The organism is Streptomyces sp. LUP47B, assembly GCF_001746295.1.
GTDB lineage: Bacteria > Actinomycetota > Actinomycetes > Streptomycetales > Streptomycetaceae > Streptomyces.
On the sequence record NZ_MJAH01000028.1, the window covers coordinates 30,561 to 50,498 of the forward strand.

Consider the following 19,938-nt stretch of genomic DNA (forward strand, 5'->3'; position numbering starts at 1 on the left):
TACCACCATCGCGCACGTCTCGCGCTCATACGCTAGATGGAACAGGACGGCGCCAGACTGGGAAAAACTGAGTGTCGCCGATGATGTCAGTGGCCGCGCCGAACGCATCCCTCCTGACCCTGCTCGAACATCCGCTCACGCATCGCTCACGCAAGTCCCCGGAACCGAAGCAGCGCCCGACCCGACCGAAGCCGACCCCGAGCGCTGCACCGCAGGTCAGGAGGGGTAACCCCTCCCCCGCAGCCGTAGGCCCTGTGGGACTCGAACCCACAACCAATGGATTAAAAGTCCACTGCTCTGCCAATTGAGCTAAGGGCCCAGGCGATGTTGCCTCCCCGAGCATAGCGGGACGTGGCCGTGTCTCCGATCGGGTATCGGAGACACGGCCACGTCGAGGCGGTGAAGCGGGGTGGAAGGTCAGGGATCGACCGGTTCGGGGGTGTTCGCGCGAGCCGCCTCGCGGGCCCGGGTGCGTTCGTGATCGGGGTTCAGGAACCAGTGGCGGGCCGAGGCCATCCACCAGGTCCAGGCGAAGCCGAGGACGACCAGGACGGCGATCGGGGCGTAGTTGAAGGTCTCCCAGGTGACCGGGGAGACCTGCGGGAGCATGAAGAGGATCGTGATGACGGCGACCCACGCCACCGAGACCACGCCGATCGCGCGGGACCAGCGGCCCAGGTGCCACGGCCCCCGCTGGAAGGCCTCGCCCTTGCGCAGGCGCAGCAGAGTCGGGATGACGTACGCGATGTACAGCCCGATCACCGCGACGGACGTCACCGCCGCATAGGCCGTGTAGTTGATCAGGTACGGCAGCCCGAGCAGCAGTGCCCCCGCCACCGCCAGCCACACCGCCGCCACCGGGGTCCGGGTGCGGGGGCTCACCGTGTGCCACAGGTGCGAGAACGGCAGCGCGCCGTCGCGTGAGAAGGCGTAGATCATGCGGCTGTTGGCGGTCACCGAGGCCATCCCGCAGAACAGCTGGGCGCCGATGACGACCAGCAGCAGGAGTTTGCCGGCCGTGGCGCCGAGCGCGTCGAGGAGGATCTGGGCCGGCGGCGCGCCCGTCGGGGAGTTCAGGGCACCGTCGTACGACTGGATCGCGAAGGTGAAGCCCAGGAGCAGGACGAAGCCCGCAATCCACGACGTCCAGATCGACTGGACGATGCCCTTCGGGCCCGCCGTGGACGCGTCGTGGGTCTCCTCGGTCATGTGGGCCGAGGCGTCGTAACCGGTGAAGGTGTACTGGGCCATCAGGAGGCCGAGCAGGACCACGTAGAAGCCGCTGCCCCAGCCGGTGTTGTTCACGAACTTGCCGAAGACGAAGGACGCCGACTGGTGGTGGTCCGGGGCGAAGGTGAGGGCTCCCACGATCACCGCCACACCGACCACGTGCCACCACACGCTCACGCTGTTCAGCAGGGCCACGATCCGCACGCCGAAGGTGTTCAGCAGACCGTGCAGGATCAGGATCGCGGCGAACAGCAGCACGGTCCGGCCGGGCGTCACCTCGAAGTCGAACTGCAGGTTCAGATAGGCCCCGAGGAAGGACGCCGCACCGAAGTCGATGCCCGCCGTCACCGCCACCTGGCCGAGCACGTTGAACCAGCCCGTGAACCACGCCCAGGCGGCCGCGGTCCGGGGCGGGGCCAGGCGGTGCGCCCAGAAGTACAGTCCCGCGGACGTCGGGTACGCCGAACAGATCTCGGCCATCGACAGGCCGACGAACAGCGTCATCAGGCCTACGGCGACCCAGCCCCAGGTGATCACGGCCGGGCCGCCCGTGTTCATGCCGAAGAGGTAGAGGGTCAGGCACCCCGACAGGACCGAGATGATCGTGAAGGAGACCGCGTAGTTGGAGAACGCCGACATGCGGCGGGCCAGGACCTGCGTGTAGCCGAGCTGGGCAAGCCGTTCTTCATCGGACAGCTCCGAAGGCCCGCTCGCTATGTCATCTGTCATGCCCCCAGCGATTCCCATCCCGGGGGCGTGACACACGTCACAACTTGGCTGAGAAGAGCCTTTCTAGAAAAGGCCCTTGTATCCCTGCCATCCACTCGCGATCTTCGTCCGCGCCCCGAACGACCCCTTGCCGTCCCCGTTGTTGCGCCAGACGTTCCCGCCGCTGTCCCGGGAGACCAGGTCGGCCCTGCCGTCCCCGGTGATGTCCCCGACCCCGACCACGACGTTGTACGACCCGCCCCAGTTGGTGAACACCTTCACCCGCGCCGTGAACGTGCCGTTGCCCTTGCCGTAGTACCGGTAAAGGTTGTTCGACTTGTCCTGCGCGAGCAGATCCCCGATGCCGTCGCCGTTCAGGTCCCCGGCACCCACGACCTTCTTGTACGTCTTCCAGTTGTCGTACAGCTTCACCCGCGCCGACAGCTTGCCCGTGCTCGTCCCCTTGTAGAGGTACACGGCCCCGGTGGAGGCGTTCCGCGCGATCAGGTCCGGACGGCCGTCCTTGGTGAGATCCCCGGCCGAGGTCAGCACGTCGTACTGGTTCCAGCCGCCGGCCCCCAGCGAGGTGTACGACGTCGACGGCGTCACCGCCTTGCCGCACCCCGGCTTGTACAGCCGCAGGGCCCCGCTGCTCAGCCGTACGAGCACGTCGTTGCACCGGTCACCACTCAGATCACCGAAAGAGACGAACTTGGCGCTCGTCGGCCATCCGTTGCCGCTCACCTTCCCCGAGAACGTCCCCTTGCCCGTGCCCTGCTGGAAGGTCAGCGTGCCCGAGGAGTTGAGGGTGAGCAGGTCACCGAACCCGTCGTCGCCCGCGTGGTCGTGGCGCACGGCCGCGCCGCCGGAGAGCGCCGCCCTGCCGGTCGCGGTCAGGGGCGTGCCCTGGCCGTCGGCGGGCTGGGCGGTGAGCGTCCAGGTGTACGTCCCGTTCGGGGCGTACGCACCCGCGGTGGTTCTGCCGTCCCACGCGGCGGTGACGGAGTCGCGGGACTCGCCTCCGCCGAGGGTGCGGACCACTGTGCCGTCCGCCGCCTTGAGCGTCAGCTTCCACGAGGCGGCCGGCTTGGACAGCTGCCAGGACGCCTTCCAGGTGTCCGCCGCCTTGAATGCGGTCGGCGTGGCGGACCCGGTCGCGGCCAGAGGTGAAGCGGGCACGCCGCTCGGCACCACGTGGACGAGGTTCGCCTTGTCGACGTAGGCGAGGCCGCCGCCGAACCGGTCCACGGCCCAGGTACGGCGGCGGGTGTCGCTGCCGTCGGTCGGCATCGGGATGCCGAGGTCATGGGTGACGGCGGTGCCGCCGCTCTGGAAAGCGGTCAGGCGCAGGCTCGAACCGGTGTAGCGCTGGTTGACGAAGTAGCCGTCGCCGAGCAGGCCGCCCCGGCCGGCGGGCAGCGCGATCTTCTCGCCGGTCTTCACGTTGACCACGCCGTGCTGCTGGAACTGCTCGCACGTCCAGTACAGCCAAGGCCCGGCGCTCTGCAGCTCGACGGGAACGCAGGGCGCGCCCGTGTCGAGGGTTCCGGTGTCCTTGCCCGTGACGAGGTCCTTGCGGGCGACCGTACCGGCCGTCGCCGTGGCCGCGTAGAGGGTGCCGCCCCACACGGTCGCGCCGGTCTCCGGCCGCTGGTCGACCACCGAGCCGGTGTCGAGGTCGACGACGATCGTCACCCCGTCGTCCACCGGGTACCCGGGGACCGTCGGCCGGCCGCTCTGGTAGACGGCGTACCGACCGGTGGCCTCGGTGAGCCGTCCGTCGGAGTTCCCGGTCAGGGCGCGGTCCGCCCGGTCGGGTCCGCGGCGGCCGACGATCTCGACCTGGGCGGGGCTCGACTGGTAGTTGCGGACCTGGTAGACCGTGCGCCCGTCACCGCTGTTGAGGAGCTGGGTGCAGGTCATCTGACCGCAGACCGTGTAGTCGTACGACCGCCCGCTCTCCCGTCCTACGTACACGGGGTCGGACGCGGAGGTGGGCGCCTGGGCGGGGCTGAGGGTGCGGTTGTAGAAGCCGGCGCCCTGCGGGCCCTCCTTCTCCACGGTGGACAGGGTGCCCGCGCTCAGCGCGATCGCGTCCACCCCCGCCGCGACCGGGTCCAGCCGCCGCACCTTCTCCAGCCGCGGCAGGCCGTCCGCGCCGACGGTGACCTTCTGGACATACCAGTCCGCCGACGAGGTCCCGCCGATCACCGCGACACCGCCGCCCGCGATCTGTACGGCCTCCTTGTCGGCCTTCTCCAGCAGGGCCCGGCGCTGCCCGTCGAACGAGAGCGCGACCAGGTTCCGCTTCAGTGCCGCGTCGGTGCCGTCGGCCTGAGTGAAGGCCAGCAGCCAGCCGTCGAGCAGTCCGATCTTGGAGATGTCCAGGTCGGAGGAGACCGGGAAGGTCCGCTCGGGTGCGTCCAGGTCAGTGCGGGAGCGCACGTGGGCCACCCGGTCGGGATCGACCCAGAGCAGGTCGTCACCGGCGAGCGCGACATACGGGGACCAGCCGGTACTCGCGTCGAGCGTGCGCAACTGTCCGGTCTTCAGGTCGATCAGACCGAGCCGGTCGTAGCGGCCGTTCTCCGCGTCGGCGGCCGAGGTGGCGAATCGTACGACCGCCTCGCGGGCGTCGCCCGCGACCAGCCGGACCTGCTTGAGGTCCGTTCCCTCGGGCCAGCCGGTGACGGTGAGCCGGGCGTCGGCGACCGGGTTGTCGGCGGGCAGCAGGTACCAACTGTCCACTGTCTGGAGGTCGTTGTCCGTGTAGTCCTGCACCAGGACGGTGGAGCCGAGCAGGCCGCTGAAGAGGTCACCGGAACCGTAGGGCACGTCGAACCGGTGCGTGGTGCCGTCCGCCATGTTCTGGATGTCGATCCAGCCCAGGTAGTGATGGGCCACGTAGTCCGACTCGGCGCCGAACTCGGCGAAACCGGCGTCCTCGTTGTTGCCGTAGCCGAGCAGGGTCGTGGTCTGTCCGGTGTCGAACCGGGTCCACTCGAACTCCTGCCCGAAGCTCGGGTCGGCGTCCTCGGGCGAGTGCACGAACCCGGTCGCGCCGAAGGAGCCCAGCGAGTCCTCGCGGGGCACGGCACGCCAGTTGGGCGTGATGTCGAGCTGTCCCGGGGTGTCCGCGACAGCCGGTGCGGCGAGGACCGGAGTGAGCCCGAGGCCCAGCGCCAGGATGCCGGCCGCGGCGCCGGTTCTGATCATGTTCCGCATCAGAAGATCCCCTTGTAGGCCTGCCAGCCGGTGGCGATCTTCGTGCGCGCGCCGAACGACCCCTTGCCGTTGCCGTTGTTGCGGTACAGGTTGCCGCCGGTGTCCCGGGAGACGAGGTCGTTCTTCCCGTCCCCGGTGATGTCCCCGACGCCGACGACCACGTTGTACGAGGTCCCCCAGTTGGAGAAGACCTTCACCCGCTCCTTGACCTGGCCGGTGCCGGTGCCGTCGTAACGCCACAGCGTCCCGGCCCTGTCCTGCACCAGGACGTCACCGAAGCCGTCGCCGTTGAGGTCGCCGGCGCCGACGATCTTCTTGTACGTCGCCCAGCTGCGGATCTTCACACCCGGCTTGAGCTTGCTCGCCCCGTCGTTGGCGAAGAGATAGACGTCCCCGGTCGAGGCCTTGCGGGCCAGCAGATCGGTACGGCCGTCACCGGTCAGGTCGCCGGGCGCGGTGAGGACGTTGTACGCGTTCCAGCCGGTGCCGAGGGAGGTGTGGCTGCTCGACGGGGCGTACGGCTCACCGCACCGGCCCGCGTAGCGCCGTAGCTCGCCGTTCGGCATGCGGACCAGCATCTCGGCGCAGCGGTCGGAGCCCATGTCGCCGAAGGGCACGGCCACAGTGCCGACAGGCCAGCCGGAACCAGACTTCTTGAAGTCGAACTTGCCCTTGCCAGTCGTGTACTGGAGGCTCAGAGCACCCGAGGAGTTGAGCGTGACCAGCTCTCCGTAGCTGTAGTACCCCTGGTCGTGGAAGCCCTGGCGGCCACCGTTGTACCCGATCGAGCCGCCCGTGGTGTACGTGCCGCCGCCGTCCTCGGCAGCCGCCTTCAGGCTCCAGCTCTTGGGGCCGTTGTAGAGGTAAGCGCCTGAGTCCGTCTTCAGATCCCAGTCCACCTGGATGTGGGCACCGTGGCCCGTGATGGTGCGCTCGGTGTGGCCCTGCGCGTCCTTCACGGTGAAGGTCCAGTCGGCTGGCTTGTTCAACTGCCAGTAGCTGCCCCAGTATTCGACGCCGTTGCGGCCCTTCACGTCCACCGAGTCACCGGCCACATCCGACTCGATCTTGGCCAGCGACTGCGCCGGCACCCCGCTCTGCACGATCTGGATCGCCTTGTCCGCGCCGACGTACGCGATGTCGCCGCCGAACTTGTCCACCGTCCAGGTCAGCCGCCGCTGGTCGGCGGTGTTCCCGGTCGGCAGGTCGGCGATCGCGCGCGCGGCGGCGGCCGTACCGGAGTGATAGTCCGTCAGCATCAGCTTGCCGGCGCTCCGGTCGTGCTGGACGAGGTAACCGTCACCGACGAGCGCGGGACCCGACGGGACCTTGATGTTCTTCTTCGCCGTACGGTCGTACACGCCCGCCGCGCCCGTCGGGCCGCAGTTCCAGTAGATCCAGCGGCCGATGACCTGGAGCTCCTTGACGGTGCAGGGGGCCCCGGTGGAGACGGTCGCGACCGTCTTCTTCCCCTCCAGGTCGTACTGCGTGACGACGCCGTTGCCGGAGCCCGGCGTCCACAGGGCCGAGCCCCATACGGAGGCGGCGGTCACCGAGCGGGTCTTGCGCACGTCTGCAGTGCGGTAGGCGGCCACCGCGTCGACGTACTGCTTGCCTGTGGAAGCCGCGTTGTAGACGTAGTAGCGGCCAGTGGCGTCGACGAAACGGCCACCGGTGACGGTCGGCTCGTCGGTGCCGCTGAGCGAGTTCTCGGTCAGGTGGATCTGCGCCACCTGCTTGCCGGTGCCGTCGTCCATGAAGTAGCCGACATATGTGTTCCCGAAGGACCGCATCGGCACGCAGCCCTCCGCGCCCGCGTCGCACGACACCCGCTGCACATGGCTGCCGCCCGCGTAGGTGTCCGCGTATCCGCGGGAGGTCTTGTCCAGCACCGTGGAACCGTCGGCGGAGACCTGTCGGCCGACCACCCACTGGTAGCCGCTCGGCGTGTTCTCCACGCTGGTCAGATAGCCGCCCGCGTAGTCGATGCCCCACACGCCGTCCGTGGCGATCGGCGTCGGGGCGGTGTCCGCGGCGGCCGGGCCCGCGGACGTCAGGGTGCCGGCGCTCAGAGCGGCCAGCGAGGCAAGAGTGAGTGCGATCCGGGCACGCCGGGTCAAGGGTCCCTCCCCAGGGAAGTCAGAAAAGGCGCGGCGGCAGGCCTTGACGTCCCCCTCGGCCACACTCCGTCACGCGATCAACGGATGTTAACAACTGCCCCACAGGGTTCGGTAGTCGAATAGGGATACGAAAAGGGCCCGCACGACCGAAGTCGTACGGGCCCTCCTCAGCTCACGGTGTGTCAGCCGTTGCGCTTCCAGCGCGGCTTGTCGTCACGGCGGCCGAAGGAGCCGGTGCCGGTGCCGGTCCCGGTGCCGCGGTGGTCGTCACGACGGCCGGAGGGGCGGTCGTGGCCGCCGGAGCGGAAACCGCCGGTGGGGCGGTCGCCCTGACGGTCACGGTTGAAGGGACGGTCGCTGCCCCGGTGGGTGGACGGACGCTCGTCGCGGCGGTCGCGGTTGAAGCCACCGCCGGTGGGGCGGTCGTCGCGGCGGAAGCCGCCCGAGGGACGCTCGTCCCGACGGTCACGGTTGAAACCGCCGCCGGTGGGGCGGTCGTCACGACGGTCACGGTTGAAGCCACCCGAGGAGCGGTCGTCGCGGCGGAAGCCACCCGAGGGACGCTCGTCACGACGGTCACGGTTGAAACCGCCGCCGGTGGGGCGGTCGTCACGACGGTCACGGTTGAAGCCACCCGAGGAGCGGTCGTCACGACGCTCGAAGGAACGGCCACCACGGTCGTCACGGCGGAACCCGCCCCGCTCGCCGTCCCGGCGGTCACGGTTGAAGCCGCCACGGTCGTCACGACGCTCGAAGGAACGGCCACCACGGTCGTCCCGACGGTCGTCACGACGCTCGTAGTTGCCCCGCTCGTCACGGCGCTGACGCGGCTGCTCGTACGCGGGACGCTCGGCGGGCTGCTCGGCGGCCACGGCCTCGGCCACCGCCGACGCCGCTGCCTCGGCCACCACGGCCTGCGCCTCGGCCACCGCCGACTCCGGGTCCTCACCGCGCTCGCGGGCGGCACGGGCCACCAGGCGGTCGGCCTCCTCGCGCAGCTCGGTCGCGCGGCGCTGCGCCCGCTCCAGCTCCTTGGTGAGCTGGGCGACCTCGCGCTCGGCCTGCTGAGCCGCGTTGGCCGCGGACTCGGACTGGACCTCGGTCATCGAACGGGCGCCGGTGATCTCGGCGACCTCGGGCTCGAAGGCCGTACCGGAGTTGATGATGTGACGCCCGGCGTCGACGCCCGCGTCCTCCATCTGCCGGAAGATCTGCCGGCGCTGGTGCGGCAGGGACAGGGAGACGACCGTGCCGGTGCGGCCCGCGCGAGCGGTACGGCCGGCGCGGTGCAGGTAGTCCTTGTGGTCACCGGCGGGGTCGACGTTCAGGACGAGGTCGATGCCGTCGACGTGGATGCCACGGGCGGCGACGTCGGTCGCGACGAGCGCGTTGACGTAGCCCTTCTTGAAGTCCTCCAGCACCCGGGTGCGTGCGCCCTGCGTCATACCGCCGTGCAGCGCGTCGGCCTTCACACCGGAGTCGCACAGCTGCTCGGCGATGCGGTCGGCGCCCAGCTGCGTGCGGACGAAGATGATGGTGCGGCCCTTGCGGGAGGCGATGGCCGCGGTGACCGGCGCCTTGTCCTTGGGCTTCACGATCAGGATGTGGTGCGACATGGTCGTCACGTTGCCCTGGGCGCTGTCGACCTCATGCGTGACCGGGTTGCTCAGGTAGCGCTTGACCAGGGTGGAGATCTCGTTCTCCATCGTGGCCGAGAACAGCATCCGCTGGCCGCCGGCCGGGACCTGGTCGAGCAGCTCGGTGACCTCGGGCAGGAAGCCCAGGTCGGACATCTGGTCGGCCTCGTCGATGACGGCGACCTCGATGTCCTGCAGGGAGCAGGCGCCGCGGTTGATGAGGTCACGCAGCCGGCCCGGAGTGGCGACGAGCACGTCGACACCGCGCTCCAGGGCGTAGATCTGGTTGCTCATGGACGTACCGCCGCAGACGACCTTCATCTTGAGGCCGAGGACGTCGCCGTAGGGCTGGAGAGCGTCCGCGACCTGCATCGCGAGCTCACGGGTCGGGGTGAGGATGACGGCGCGCGGCTTGTGCTTCTCCGTGCGGCCGCCGGAGAGGCGGGCCAGGGTCGGCAGACCGAAGGAGAGGGTCTTGCCGGAGCCGGTGCGGCCACGGCCGAGGATGTCCTTGCCGGCCAGGGCGTCCGGGATGGTCGCGGCCTGGATCGGGAAGGGGGCGGTCACGCCGTTCTGGGCGAGCTTGCGCACCACGCCCTCGGGAAGACCGAGGCTCGCGAAGGTGACTTCGGCGGTGGCCTCGGTGACGTCCTCCGTGCCCTCGTTCTCGGGCACGACGACGTGATCAGTACTGGAAATGGACATGCGTATGCGAAACCTTCCGGAGTCTCGTCGGCACGCGCCCGTCAACTCCGTGATTCGCAATACGACCGCCTCTATGCGGTCAGCCACGGTAAGGGAGAGAACGCGCCACGCGGCGCTCTTCTGCTTTGGCGCCGGGCAAATGATCAAACGATCTATAACCATACGCACCCATCGCCCCCGAAGGCAAACCGATCCCCTCCTATGTATCGGAGGTCACTCGGGGCCTTTCACGGGGTCCGTCACACCGGCGGGGTCCGTCACACCGGCGACCCGGCAGTGGGCGCCGGCTCCCGCTGGCTCAGCTGCGTCCCGGTCTCCGGCTGCGCGGACGAGGACGGCTCGGCCGGTGGCGGCGACGGCGTGGGCGACGCGGGCGGCTCGCTCGGCGCCGGCGGCTCCGGGTCGGGACTACGGGTGGGCGCCGGGTCGCTCCTCGTCGCCGAGGGCACCGGCTGCACCGAACTCCCCGGCTCCGCCCCCGCCGCGGGCGACGCGCCGGCTCCCGCCGAGGCGGACGCCGACGGCGAGGCGGACCCTTTGCCGCCCTTCCCCCTGCCGTGCCTGCCGTGCTTGCCGTCCGGGCCCGCCCCGCCGAACCCCACGGAACCACCCGAGCCCCCGGATCCCCCGTCCGGCGCCTCACCGCCCCGCTCACCGGCGGAGTGCGACGGCTTCGCGCCGCCGTCTCCGCCGTCCCCGCCCACGCTCATGCAGCCCGCGGCGGCGGCGACGGCCATGACCGTGGCGGCCAGACGGACGGGTACGTACAAGGGGCGCACGAGCAGCCACCTCCGAGGGCGGTCGTCAAAAAGTCAACCTGCCCAACTCCCGCCGCCCACAAGAGGACACGCGCCCCGTTCGAAACGGACTCAGCCGTATCCGAGTGCGTGCAGCCGCGCGTCGTCGATGCCGAAGTGATGGGCGATCTCGTGCACGACCGTCACCTCGGTCTCCGCGACGACGTCCTCCCGCGAATCGCACATCCGCAGCGTCGGCCCCCGGTAGATCGTGATGCGGTCCGGCAGCACCCCGGCGTACCACTCGCCCCGGTCGGTGAGCGGAGTGCCCTCGTACAGCCCGAGCAGCTCGGGATCGTCCGCCGGCGGTTCGTCCTCGACGAACACCGCGACGTTGTCCATCAGCCGCGTCAACTCCGGCGGAATCCGGTCCAGGGCCTCGGCGACCAGTTCCTCGAACTCCTCGCGCGTCATCTCCAGCACACGCCCATTCTCCGGTACGACCCATCCGTACGAGAGTCATGAGCACGCCCGCATATCCACGAGCGGACTTGGGCATACGGGATCAATGGCCCGCGTCCCCGCCGCAGTCCTGAACGTCCGGAGCATCCTGAACGCCCTACGCAAGCCCCCGCGAGCCCTCGCCAGCCAGTACGGCAGGCGCCGATCCCACCCGTCCGTCGAGCTCGTCCCCCAGCCGCACCCCTGGACCCGCGCCCTCGGCCTGGTCGCCGTCGTCCTTATGGGCGCATGGCTCGGTCTGCTGATCGTCGGCGACGTCCGGGTCCCGGTCGGCCCCATGAACACGACGATGACCCTGCGCCCGTCCCTGACCGGCGGCACGAAGATCAACGTGTCCCCGCTCGGCGCGCTCCAGCTGGACAGCCACCACGCGCCCGTCCGCCTCGACGTCAACGTCGACCAGCTCGACCCGGAACGCTCCCAGGCCCTCGTCGACCACCCCGAGCGTCTCTCCGGCCTCCAGGACGAGGTCGCCACGGACGTCGAGCACGGCACCCTCGACCTGGCCCTGCGCTCCTGCGTCGCCGTGGTGTCGGGCGCCACGGCCCTCGGCCTCGCGGTCTACCGCCGCCCACGCCGGGCCCTCGGCGCCGGCGGCCTCGCCCTGACCCTCCTGGCGGCCTGCGGCGGCACGGCGTACGCCACCTGGAACCCGGAATCCGTCCTTGAGCCGAAGTTCTCGGGACTGCTCTCCTCCGCCCCGTCCCTGGTCGGCAACGCGCGCAGCATCGTCACCGAATTCGACGTCTACCAGAAGGAGTTGGCCCGCCTGGTGACGAACGTGACGAAGCTCTACGACGTCACGTCCACCCTCCCTGCCTACCAGCCGGACCCCACCACCATCCGGGTCCTGCACGTCTCCGACATCCATCTGAACCCCGCGAGCTGGAAGATCATCGCCTCGCTGGTGGAGCAGTACAAAGTCAACGTGATCGTCGACTCCGGCGACACCATGGACCACGGCACGGCGGCGGAGAACGGCTTCCTGGATCCGATCCCCGACCTCGGCGCGCCCTACGTCTGGGTCCGCGGCAACCACGACTCCCTCACCACCCAGCGCTACATGGAGGGCCTGAAGCGGGTCCACGTCCTCGACAACGGCAAGGCGGAGACGATCGCAGGACTGCGGTTCGCGGGCATGGGCGACCCCCAGTTCACCCCCGACCGCTCCACGAACCCGGGAGCCGACGAGTCCCAGGAGGCGGCGGGCGACCGCCTGGCCGCGGCCCTGCGCGAGCAGCGGGCCGCGGGCACCCCGGTCGACCTCGCGATCGCCCACGAGCCCTCGGCGGCCCGCGAGGTCGACGGCGAGGTCCCGATGATCCTGTCGGGCCACCTCCACCACCAGGAGATGGAGGTCATGAAGAAGGGCACGCGGCTGCGGGTGGAGGGCTCCACCGGCGGCAGCGGGCTGCGGGCCGTCGAGGGCAAGTACCCCGACCCCATCGAGGCGTCGATCCTCTACATGGACCGCGACACCCGCCGCCTGCAGGCCTGGGACGAGATCAAACTCGGCGGCCTCGGCCTCACGACGGCGGAGGTCAGCCGCCACCTCCCGGAGGACAAGCGACCCTGATCGGCCGCGCCCAATCAATTTGGCCCTGCTCCGAGCGGCGTAGTACAGTCTCGTCGTGCCCAAGCGCACCGGTCAGGGCTTGACCGTCCGGCTCTCCGTAAGGAGAACAGGAGAAGCGGAACCCTCCGGGGGAAAGCGGAGTCACATGCTTCTCACGTCCCCCTGGAGACGCATAGACGAAGCAGAGCAGTAATAGTTTGCCCTCATCGTCTAGTGGCCCAGGACGCCGCCCTTTCAAGGCGGTAGCACGGGTTCGAATCCCGTTGGGGGCACGCATCACTGTGTGCGACACTGTTCGTGCACAACGCTTGGTCCTGTGGAGCAGTTTGGAGTGCTCGCCACCCTGTCAAGGTGGAGGCCGCGGGTTCAAATCCCGTCAGGACCGCTGAGGTTTCCCCGGAAGCCTCGCGGCTGGGTAGCTCAGTTGGTACGAGCGACCGCCTGAAAAGCGGTAGGTCGCCGGTTCGACCCCGGCCCCAGCCACAGCACAGACCCCGATCTCCGGATCGGGGTCTTGTTGTATGTCGTGCCAGGCCGGCCGCGGGACAAAACCGTTCGCCAGTAATTTCCCGGGGATGAGATCCTGGATCGCGTATGTCTACGCATCCTGCCCCCGCCCCCGGTACCCCCGCCTTCGGGGATCTCGCCGCCCGCCTGACCGAGCTGTCCCTGCGCGACGCGCACCGGCTCGGGCGCAGGCTCGAAGGTGCGCGCAAGATCCGCAAGCCGGAGGCGCGGGCCGCCGTGCTGTCCGAGATCGAGGCGGAGGTCGGCAAGGGCGAGGAGCGCGTGAGCGCACGCCGTGCCCGCGTGCCCGCCGTGTCCTACCCCGAGCAGCTCCCGGTCAGCCAGAAGAAGGACGACATCGCGGCCGCCATCCGTGATCATCAGGTCGTGATCGTCGCCGGTGAGACGGGCTCCGGCAAGACCACCCAGATCCCGAAGATCTGCCTGGAGCTCGGCCGGGGCGTGAAGGGCATGATCGGGCACACCCAGCCCCGTCGTATCGCCGCTCGCACGGTCGCCGAGCGGGTCGCCGAGGAACTGGACACCCCGCTCGGCGAGGCCGTCGGCTGGAAGGTGCGGTTCACCGACCAGGTGAACCAGGACGCGACCTTCGTGAAGCTGATGACGGACGGCATCCTGCTCGCCGAGGTCCAGACCGACCGCGAGCTGCGCGCCTACGACACGATCATCATCGACGAGGCCCACGAGCGGTCCCTCAACATCGACTTCCTGTTGGGGTATCTGGCGCAGTTGCTGCCGAAGCGGCCGGATCTGAAGGTCGTCATCACGTCCGCGACCATCGACCCCGAGCGGTTCTCGCGCCACTTCGGCGACGCCCCGATCGTCGAGGTCAGCGGGCGTACGTATCCCGTGGAAGTGCGCTACCGCCCGCTCCTGGAAGAGGATTCGGACGACTCCGACCGCGACCAGATCACCGCGATCTGCGACGCCGTCGAGGAGCTCCAGGGCGAGGGCAAGGGGGACATCCTCGTCTTTCTCTCCGGTGAGCGGGAGATCCGGGACACGGCGGACGCGCTCGTGAAGAAGAACTACCCCCGCGCCGGAGGCGCTAATGGGCAAGGCACCGAGGTCCTGCCGCTGTACGCGCGCCTCTCGCACGCCGAACAGCACCGGGTGTTCCAGCCGCACACCGGGCGCAGGATCGTTCTCGCGACGAACGTCGCCGAGACCTCCCTCACCGTCCCGGGCATCAAGTACGTCATCGACCCCGGCTTCGCGCGGATCAGCCGCTACAGCCACCGCACCAAGGTCCAGCGGCTGCCCATCGAGCCGGTCTCGCAGGCCAGCGCCAACCAGCGCAAGGGCCGCTGCGGCCGTACGTCGGACGGCGTCTGCATCCGGCTGTACAGCGAAGAGGACTTCAACGGCAGGCCGGAGTTCACGGACGCCGAGATCCTGCGGACGAACCTCGCCTCCGTCATCCTCCAGATGACCGCGGCCGGCCTCGGCGACATCGAGAAGTTCCCGTTCATCGACCCGCCGGACCACCGCAACATCCGCGACGGCGTCCAGCTCCTCCAGGAACTGGGCGCGTTGGACCCGGCGCAGAAGGACGTACGCAAGCGGCTGACCGACACCGGCCGCAAGCTCGCCCAGCTGCCCGTCGACCCGCGTCTGGCCCGCATGGTCCTGGAGGCCGACAAGAACGGCTGTGTCCGCGAGGTCATGGTCATAGCCGCCGCGCTCTCCATCCAGGACCCGCGCGAGCGCCCGGCCGACAAGCAGACCCAGGCCGACCAGCAGCACGCCCGCTTCAAGGACGAGACCAGCGACTTCCTCGCCTACCTCAACCTGTGGCGCTATGTCCGCGAGCAGCAGAAGGAGCGCGGCTCGTCGTCCTTCCGCCGGATGTGCAAGCAGGAGTACCTGAACTTCCTGCGCATCCGCGAGTGGCAGGACATCTACTCCCAGCTGCGCACGGTCGCCAAGCAGATGGGCATCCATCTCAACGAGGACGACGCGCCCGACCAGAGCGTCCACGTCTCCCTCCTCGCCGGTCTGCTCTCGCACATCGGCATGAAGGACGTGAAGGACGGCAACAAGAACGAGTATCTCGGCGCCCGGAGCGCCAAGTTCGCGATCTTCCCGGGCTCGGCGCTCTTCAAGAAGCAGCCGCGGTTCGTCATGTCGGCGGAGCTGGTGGAGACCTCCCGCCTGTGGGCCCGCGTCAACGCGAAGATCGAGCCGGAGTGGGTCGAGCCGCTCGCCGAGCACCTGCTGAAGCGGACGTACTCCGAACCGCACTGGGAGAAGGACCAGGCCGCGGTGATGGCGTACGAGAAGGTCACGCTGTACGGCGTGCCGATCGTCGCCCAGCGGAAGGTGAACTACGGCCGTATCGACCCGGAGTCCTCCCGCGAGCTGTTCATCCGCAACGCTCTCGTCGAGGGCGACTGGCGTACGCATCACAAGTTCTTCGCCGACAACCGCAGACTCCTCAGCGAGGTCGAGGAGTTGGAGCACCGCGCGCGGCGCCGGGACATCGTGGTCGACGACGACACGCTGTTCGACTTCTACGACCAGCGGGTGCCCGAACACGTGGTGTCCGGGGCGCACTTCGACTCGTGGTGGAAGCGGAAGCGGCACGAGCAGCCGGAGTTCCTGGACTTCGAGCGGGAGATGCTCATCCGGGAGTCGGCGGAGGCGGTCACCAAGGCCGACTACCCCGACTCGTGGCGGCAGGGACCTCTGAAGTTCCGGGTGACCTACCAGTTCGAACCGGGCGCGGACGCGGACGGTGTGACGGTCCACATCCCGCTCCAGGTCCTGAACCAGGTGACGGACGACGGCTTCGACTGGCAGATCCCGGGCTTGAGGGAGGAGTTGGTGACGGAGCTGATCCGTTCCCTGCCCAAGCCGATCCGCCGCAACTACGTACCGGCGCCGAACTTCGCGCGGCGCTTCCTGGATACGGCCGTCCCGCTCCAGGAGCCTTTGACGGTCACGATGGCCCGCGAACTCAAGCGCATGGTCGGCGTGCCTTTCGACGCGGAGGGCTTCGACTGGACGCGGGTCCCGGAGCATCTGCGGATCACCTTCCGGATCGTGGACGAGCGGCGCCGGAATCTGGCCGAGGACAAGGACCTGGAGGCGTTGCGGCAGAAGCTCAGGCCGAAGGCGCGCCAGGCGCTGTCCCAGGCGGCTGCCGCGACCGCGTCCCGCGAGGGCGGCGAGTCCCTGGAGCGCAAGGGCCTGACGGACTGGACGATCGGCACGCTCACGCGCGTTTTCGAGACCCGTCGCGCGGGCCAGCCGGTGAAGGCGTATCCGGCGCTGGTGGACGACGGCGACACCGTCTCGGTCCGGCTCTTCGACACGGAGGCGGAGCAGGCCGAGGCGATGTGGAAGGGCACGCGGCGGCTGATCGTGCGCAACATCCCGGTGAGCCCGGCGAAGTTCGCGTCCGAGAAGCTGACGAACCCCCAGAAGCTCGCCCTGTCGTCGAATCCGCACGGCTCGATCCAGGCGCTGTTCGACGACTGCGCGACCGCTGCGGCGGACAAGCTGATCGGGGACTTCGGGGGGCCGGCGTGGGACGAGGAGTCGTACCGGAAGCTGTACGACAAGGTGCGCGCCGAGATCGTCGACACCACGGTCCGTACGGTCGGGCAGGTGCAGCAGGTGCTCGCCGCCTGGCAGGCCTGTGAGCGGCGCCTGAAGACCGTGCGGAGCCCTGCGCTGCTGGCTAACCTGGCGGACGTACGGGCGCAGCTGGACGCGTTGGTGAAGCCGGGGTTCGTGACGGCGACGGGGTTGCGCCGGCTGCCCGACCTGATGCGTTACCTGGTCGCGGCGGACCGCCGTCTCCAGCAGATGCCGACGAACGTCCAGCGGGACACGACCCGTATGGAGAAGGTCCACGAGATGCAGGACGAGTACGCCTGGCTCCTGGAACAGCTTCCGCAGGGCCGGCCCGTGCCCCAGCAGGTTCTGGACGTCCGCTGGATGATCGAGGAGCTGCGCGTCAGCTATTTCGCCCACGCGCTCGGCACGGCGTACCCGATCTCCGACAAGCGGATCGTAAAGACGATCGACACGCTGGCGCCGTGACGGGCCCCGCACACAGGGTGAGTTCGACCAGGACCTCCCTGCTCCTGTACAGTCCTTCTCGCAGCGCAACGCAGCAATAAGCGCCGCGAAACCTGGTCCTGTGGAGCAGCTTGGAGTGCTCGCCACCCTGTCAAGGTGGAGGCCGCGGGTTCAAATCCCGTCAGGACCGCAGTTGGAAGTGAGGCCCGCATCCCGGCAACGGGGAGCGGGCCTTCTCCATGCCCACGGCACCCACGCCCCGCCGCCCTGTCCAGGCGGAGGCCGCGCCCGCGGCGCAGCCGCAATCAGGCACAGCAAATCCCGTCAGGACCGCAGTTGGAAGTGAGGCCCGCATCCCGGCAACGGGGAGCGGGCCTTCTTCGTATGTCTTCTTCGTATGTGTACGCCGGTTCAAGCAATCTCAGCCGTCCAGCGTCAAGAACGAGGCCGTTCAGCAAGCCCAGCCCCCCCAGCCTTAAGGACGACGCCGTTCAAGCAATCTCAGCCCGTCCGGCGTTTGAGGACGAGGCCGTTCAGGCCGAAGCGGGGGGCTGGGGGCGGCAGCCCCCAGGGCGGCCACCTCACCCCCCCCCCGTGAGGGTCTGGTGGCGTTCACGCCGTCTTGACGGCGCCGCGTCGCACCGGTACCCAGAAACCAGGCCCCCGTTCCCAGCGGAGCCCGGAGGTGGCGTATGGCGGCAACGGCCAGGCACGAGACGCGGGCACTGCTGCGCGCACACCTGGCGGCCGCGTCGTCGTACCGGCATCTGACCCGTCACTGCCAGATCTGCCACCGCCTGTTGCGACTGGCGATGGATTCCGCCCCACGGACCGTCCCCGCCCCGGACGAGGCCGTCGAGGAAGAAAGCCCCTCCACGGCGTGACGGTCGACGGACCCCAACGCCCGCCCCGCCGACGGGAGTCCGGGACACATGCCTCCTTTAGCGCACGGGAGCCGGGAGCGACAAGGACTCTGGCATGTGACGGGAGTCACCGCATGAGTTTTTGAAACCGTGGAACTTACCGCTGTCCTACAACAGATCAATTTAATATGTGCAATTGCACTCCCGTTCGCACACCCGCCAGGGGCCCCTCACAGCAGACCCGACACCCCTCCCCAGACTCCGACAAGCCCGCTCACAGGGCTGCCGACCACCCACCTGCCACGCACAAAAAAGATCGCGCTGGACTCGGCGGAGTCCAGCGCGATCGACGACGAGGTTGAGATTGGGCCCTGTTGGGGCAGGACCCGCGTCGCTTGGAGCCAGGGTTCGGGCGGCGCGGCCAACTGGGGGGCCAGCCGGTTTGCCCGGTTATTCAGTTGTTCAGGCCTCGCTGCGCTGCTGCGGGATGCCCGCGAGCAGAGCGCGGACCTCGGCCTCGCGGTAACGGCGGTGCCCGCCGAGCGTACGGATCGACGTGAGCTTGCCGGCCTTCGCCCACCGCGTGACCGTCTTCGGGTCCACGCGGAACATCGTGGCGACCTCAGCCGGGGTCAGCAGCGGCTCGGCATCAGGGGTGCGAGCGGTCATGAGCGGCCTCCTCGGGAGAACCGATCGTTCTCGGTTCTTTCCTCTAAATTCTGCACCTTGACCCGCGTTGCCCGAAATGGCGGATGCGGGTCGAGTCGGTTATAGGACGAACGGCTTGTCCTCGGCACTACAACTACACCATCCGTCCAGCCTCGTCGGCCAAACCGATGGAATTGCCCCCCAGGTGTTCATCGGCGACGGAAGCCGATGGACCATGCCATAGCGGACAGTCACGCCACTGTGACGATCAGTCACAGGGCGATCAGGAGTCACCAGACCCCCCAAAGCGGAACCTCCCCCGGGCCCCTTGTCCTATTTTGGCATGAGGAGGGGCAAGAGACGCAAGAGCCGGGTACGTGCCGTCCGTCACGCTTGACACTCCGTGAGGTGTACGCCCGGATCGGGAACCTACGTCCCTAGTCGGTGAGACTTCAGGGGAAGCCGACACCTTGAGCGAGGACGAAACCCCAAAACGGGCGTCAGGTCAAACGCCAGTTCGTGACATGGCGCACATTCAGTTGGCCGAGCGCCGGTCCCTGATGCCCCGCCAGCGCTCCACGAGCCGCCCGTAGGCCTCGCCCGCCGCGGCCCCGTCGCCGTGCCTGAGCGCCTCGATGCCCTCGGCCACGTCCGCCGCCGAGTGGTCGTCCTCCAGCTCGCCCGGCGGCAGCACGTGCACCAGACCGCCGTAGTCGAGCTCGACCAGCGAGCGCGGGTGGAACTCCTCCAGCCAGCGCCCCACGTCGATCAGACCGTCGATGAGCGGTCCCTCGTCGATGGCGTCCTTGAGGGTCCTCAGAGCCCGCGCCACGCGCCGCCGGGCCTCCACCATGGGCGTGCGGTAGCGCAGCATCGGCGGGATCTCGCCGGAGCCCTTGTCGAAGCGCCGCTCCTCGTCGGAGACGAGCACGAACCAGTGCAGCGGCACCTGCCAGGTCGCGGTGCGGATCCAGGGCCGGGCGTCCGGGTTGCGGGCGAGCCAGCGCTCGTAGTCCTGGGCGCTCTGGCGGCGTACGACCTCGGGCAGCGCCGCGTCCAGGACCGGCCCCGGCAGCTCCTCCCCGAGCTCCTCCAGGGCCAGCCACCCGCGCAGCCGGGTGCGCCACGGGCACACGCACACCACGCCGTCCACGTCGAGCACGAAGGCGTCGCTGCTCTCGTGCACCGGCACCGGGACCGGCGGGATGGGCAGCAGGTCGGCCAGGGAGCGACGCAGTTCGTCCTGGTACGACGGACGGTCCGGGCGGCGGGCGTAACGGGCCCAGTGACCGCGCTCGGGTTCGGGGAAGGCGGCCAGCGGTTCGTACACGCGCAGATAGGTCGCGTACGGGACGATCACCGGGGACACCTTGGGCACGCCTGCTCTCTCCCCCGCCGCCTGGCGGGAAA

The 19,938-nt window shown here is 69.2% G+C and carries 11 protein-coding genes and 5 tRNA genes; 7 read left to right on the plus strand and 9 right to left on the minus strand.

Features of this window, described 5'->3' with window-relative positions:
* Positions 1 to 246: 246 nt before the first annotated feature.
* From BFN33_RS46130 to BFN33_RS46160, 7 genes are all read right to left on the minus strand, one after another.
* Positions 247 to 319 (minus strand) — tRNA-Lys (locus BFN33_RS46130).
* Between the two features lie 98 nt (positions 320 to 417).
* A complete protein-coding gene (locus BFN33_RS46135; RefSeq protein WP_069766216.1) occupies positions 418 to 1,959 on the minus strand; it encodes an amino acid permease in 1,542 nt (513 codons plus the stop codon).
* A 63-nt stretch (positions 1,960 to 2,022) separates the two neighbouring features.
* Entirely contained in the window at positions 2,023 to 5,154 is a 3,132-nt protein-coding gene (locus tag BFN33_RS46140) for an FG-GAP-like repeat-containing protein (protein ID WP_141758074.1), read from the minus strand.
* An 8-nt stretch (positions 5,155 to 5,162) separates the two neighbouring features.
* Complete coding sequence (locus BFN33_RS46145; RefSeq protein ID WP_069766218.1) at positions 5,163 to 7,283, minus strand: VCBS repeat-containing protein; 2,121 nt, start codon at positions 7,281 to 7,283, stop codon at positions 5,163 to 5,165.
* 182 nt (positions 7,284 to 7,465) lie between these two features.
* Positions 7,466 to 9,625, minus strand: coding sequence for a DEAD/DEAH box helicase (locus BFN33_RS46150; RefSeq protein WP_069766219.1), 2,160 nt, complete (start codon positions 9,623 to 9,625; stop codon positions 7,466 to 7,468).
* A gap of 257 nt (positions 9,626 to 9,882) precedes the next feature.
* Positions 9,883 to 10,404: a hypothetical protein gene (locus BFN33_RS46155; protein WP_069766220.1), complete on the minus strand. Its 522-nt coding sequence runs from the start codon at positions 10,402 to 10,404 to the stop codon at positions 9,883 to 9,885.
* 90 nt (positions 10,405 to 10,494) lie between these two features.
* Positions 10,495 to 10,845: a metallopeptidase family protein gene (locus BFN33_RS46160; RefSeq protein WP_041819691.1), complete on the minus strand. Its 351-nt coding sequence runs from the start codon at positions 10,843 to 10,845 to the stop codon at positions 10,495 to 10,497.
* Between the two features lie 85 nt (positions 10,846 to 10,930).
* On the opposite strand from BFN33_RS46160, the gene BFN33_RS46165 reads away from it, so the two are divergent.
* The 7 genes from BFN33_RS46165 to BFN33_RS46195 all read left to right on the plus strand — a co-directional run bounded on the left by BFN33_RS46165 (position 10,931) and on the right by BFN33_RS46195 (position 17,901).
* Positions 10,931 to 12,460: a metallophosphoesterase gene (locus BFN33_RS46165; protein ID WP_069766221.1), complete on the plus strand. Its 1,530-nt coding sequence runs from the start codon at positions 10,931 to 10,933 to the stop codon at positions 12,458 to 12,460.
* A 199-nt stretch (positions 12,461 to 12,659) separates the two neighbouring features.
* Positions 12,660 to 12,732: transfer RNA gene (locus tag BFN33_RS46170), tRNA-Glu, on the plus strand.
* A 38-nt stretch (positions 12,733 to 12,770) separates the two neighbouring features.
* Positions 12,771 to 12,845 (plus strand) — tRNA-Asp (locus BFN33_RS46175).
* Between the two features lie 24 nt (positions 12,846 to 12,869).
* Positions 12,870 to 12,943, plus strand: a tRNA-Phe gene (locus tag BFN33_RS46180).
* 111 nt (positions 12,944 to 13,054) lie between these two features.
* Entirely contained in the window at positions 13,055 to 17,038 is a 3,984-nt protein-coding gene (gene hrpA, locus BFN33_RS46185; RefSeq protein ID WP_069766222.1) for an ATP-dependent RNA helicase HrpA, read from the plus strand.
* A gap of 94 nt (positions 17,039 to 17,132) precedes the next feature.
* Positions 17,133 to 17,207: transfer RNA gene (locus BFN33_RS46190), tRNA-Asp, on the plus strand.
* A gap of 502 nt (positions 17,208 to 17,709) precedes the next feature.
* Positions 17,710 to 17,901 (plus strand): DUF6274 family protein, encoded by a 192-nt coding sequence (locus BFN33_RS46195; RefSeq protein WP_069766223.1) that lies wholly within the window; start codon positions 17,710 to 17,712, stop codon positions 17,899 to 17,901.
* A gap of 441 nt (positions 17,902 to 18,342) precedes the next feature.
* Here the strand turns inward: BFN33_RS46195 and bldC are convergent, their stop codons facing one another.
* Positions 18,343 to 18,549, minus strand: a complete 207-nt coding sequence (gene bldC / locus BFN33_RS46200; protein ID WP_003949541.1) for a developmental transcriptional regulator BldC — start codon at positions 18,547 to 18,549, stop codon at positions 18,343 to 18,345.
* 514 nt (positions 18,550 to 19,063) lie between these two features.
* On the minus strand, positions 19,064 to 19,906 hold the full coding sequence (locus tag BFN33_RS46205; protein ID WP_069766224.1) for a hypothetical protein: 843 nt from the start codon (positions 19,904 to 19,906) through the stop codon (positions 19,064 to 19,066).
* Positions 19,907 to 19,938 lie beyond the last annotated feature (32 nt).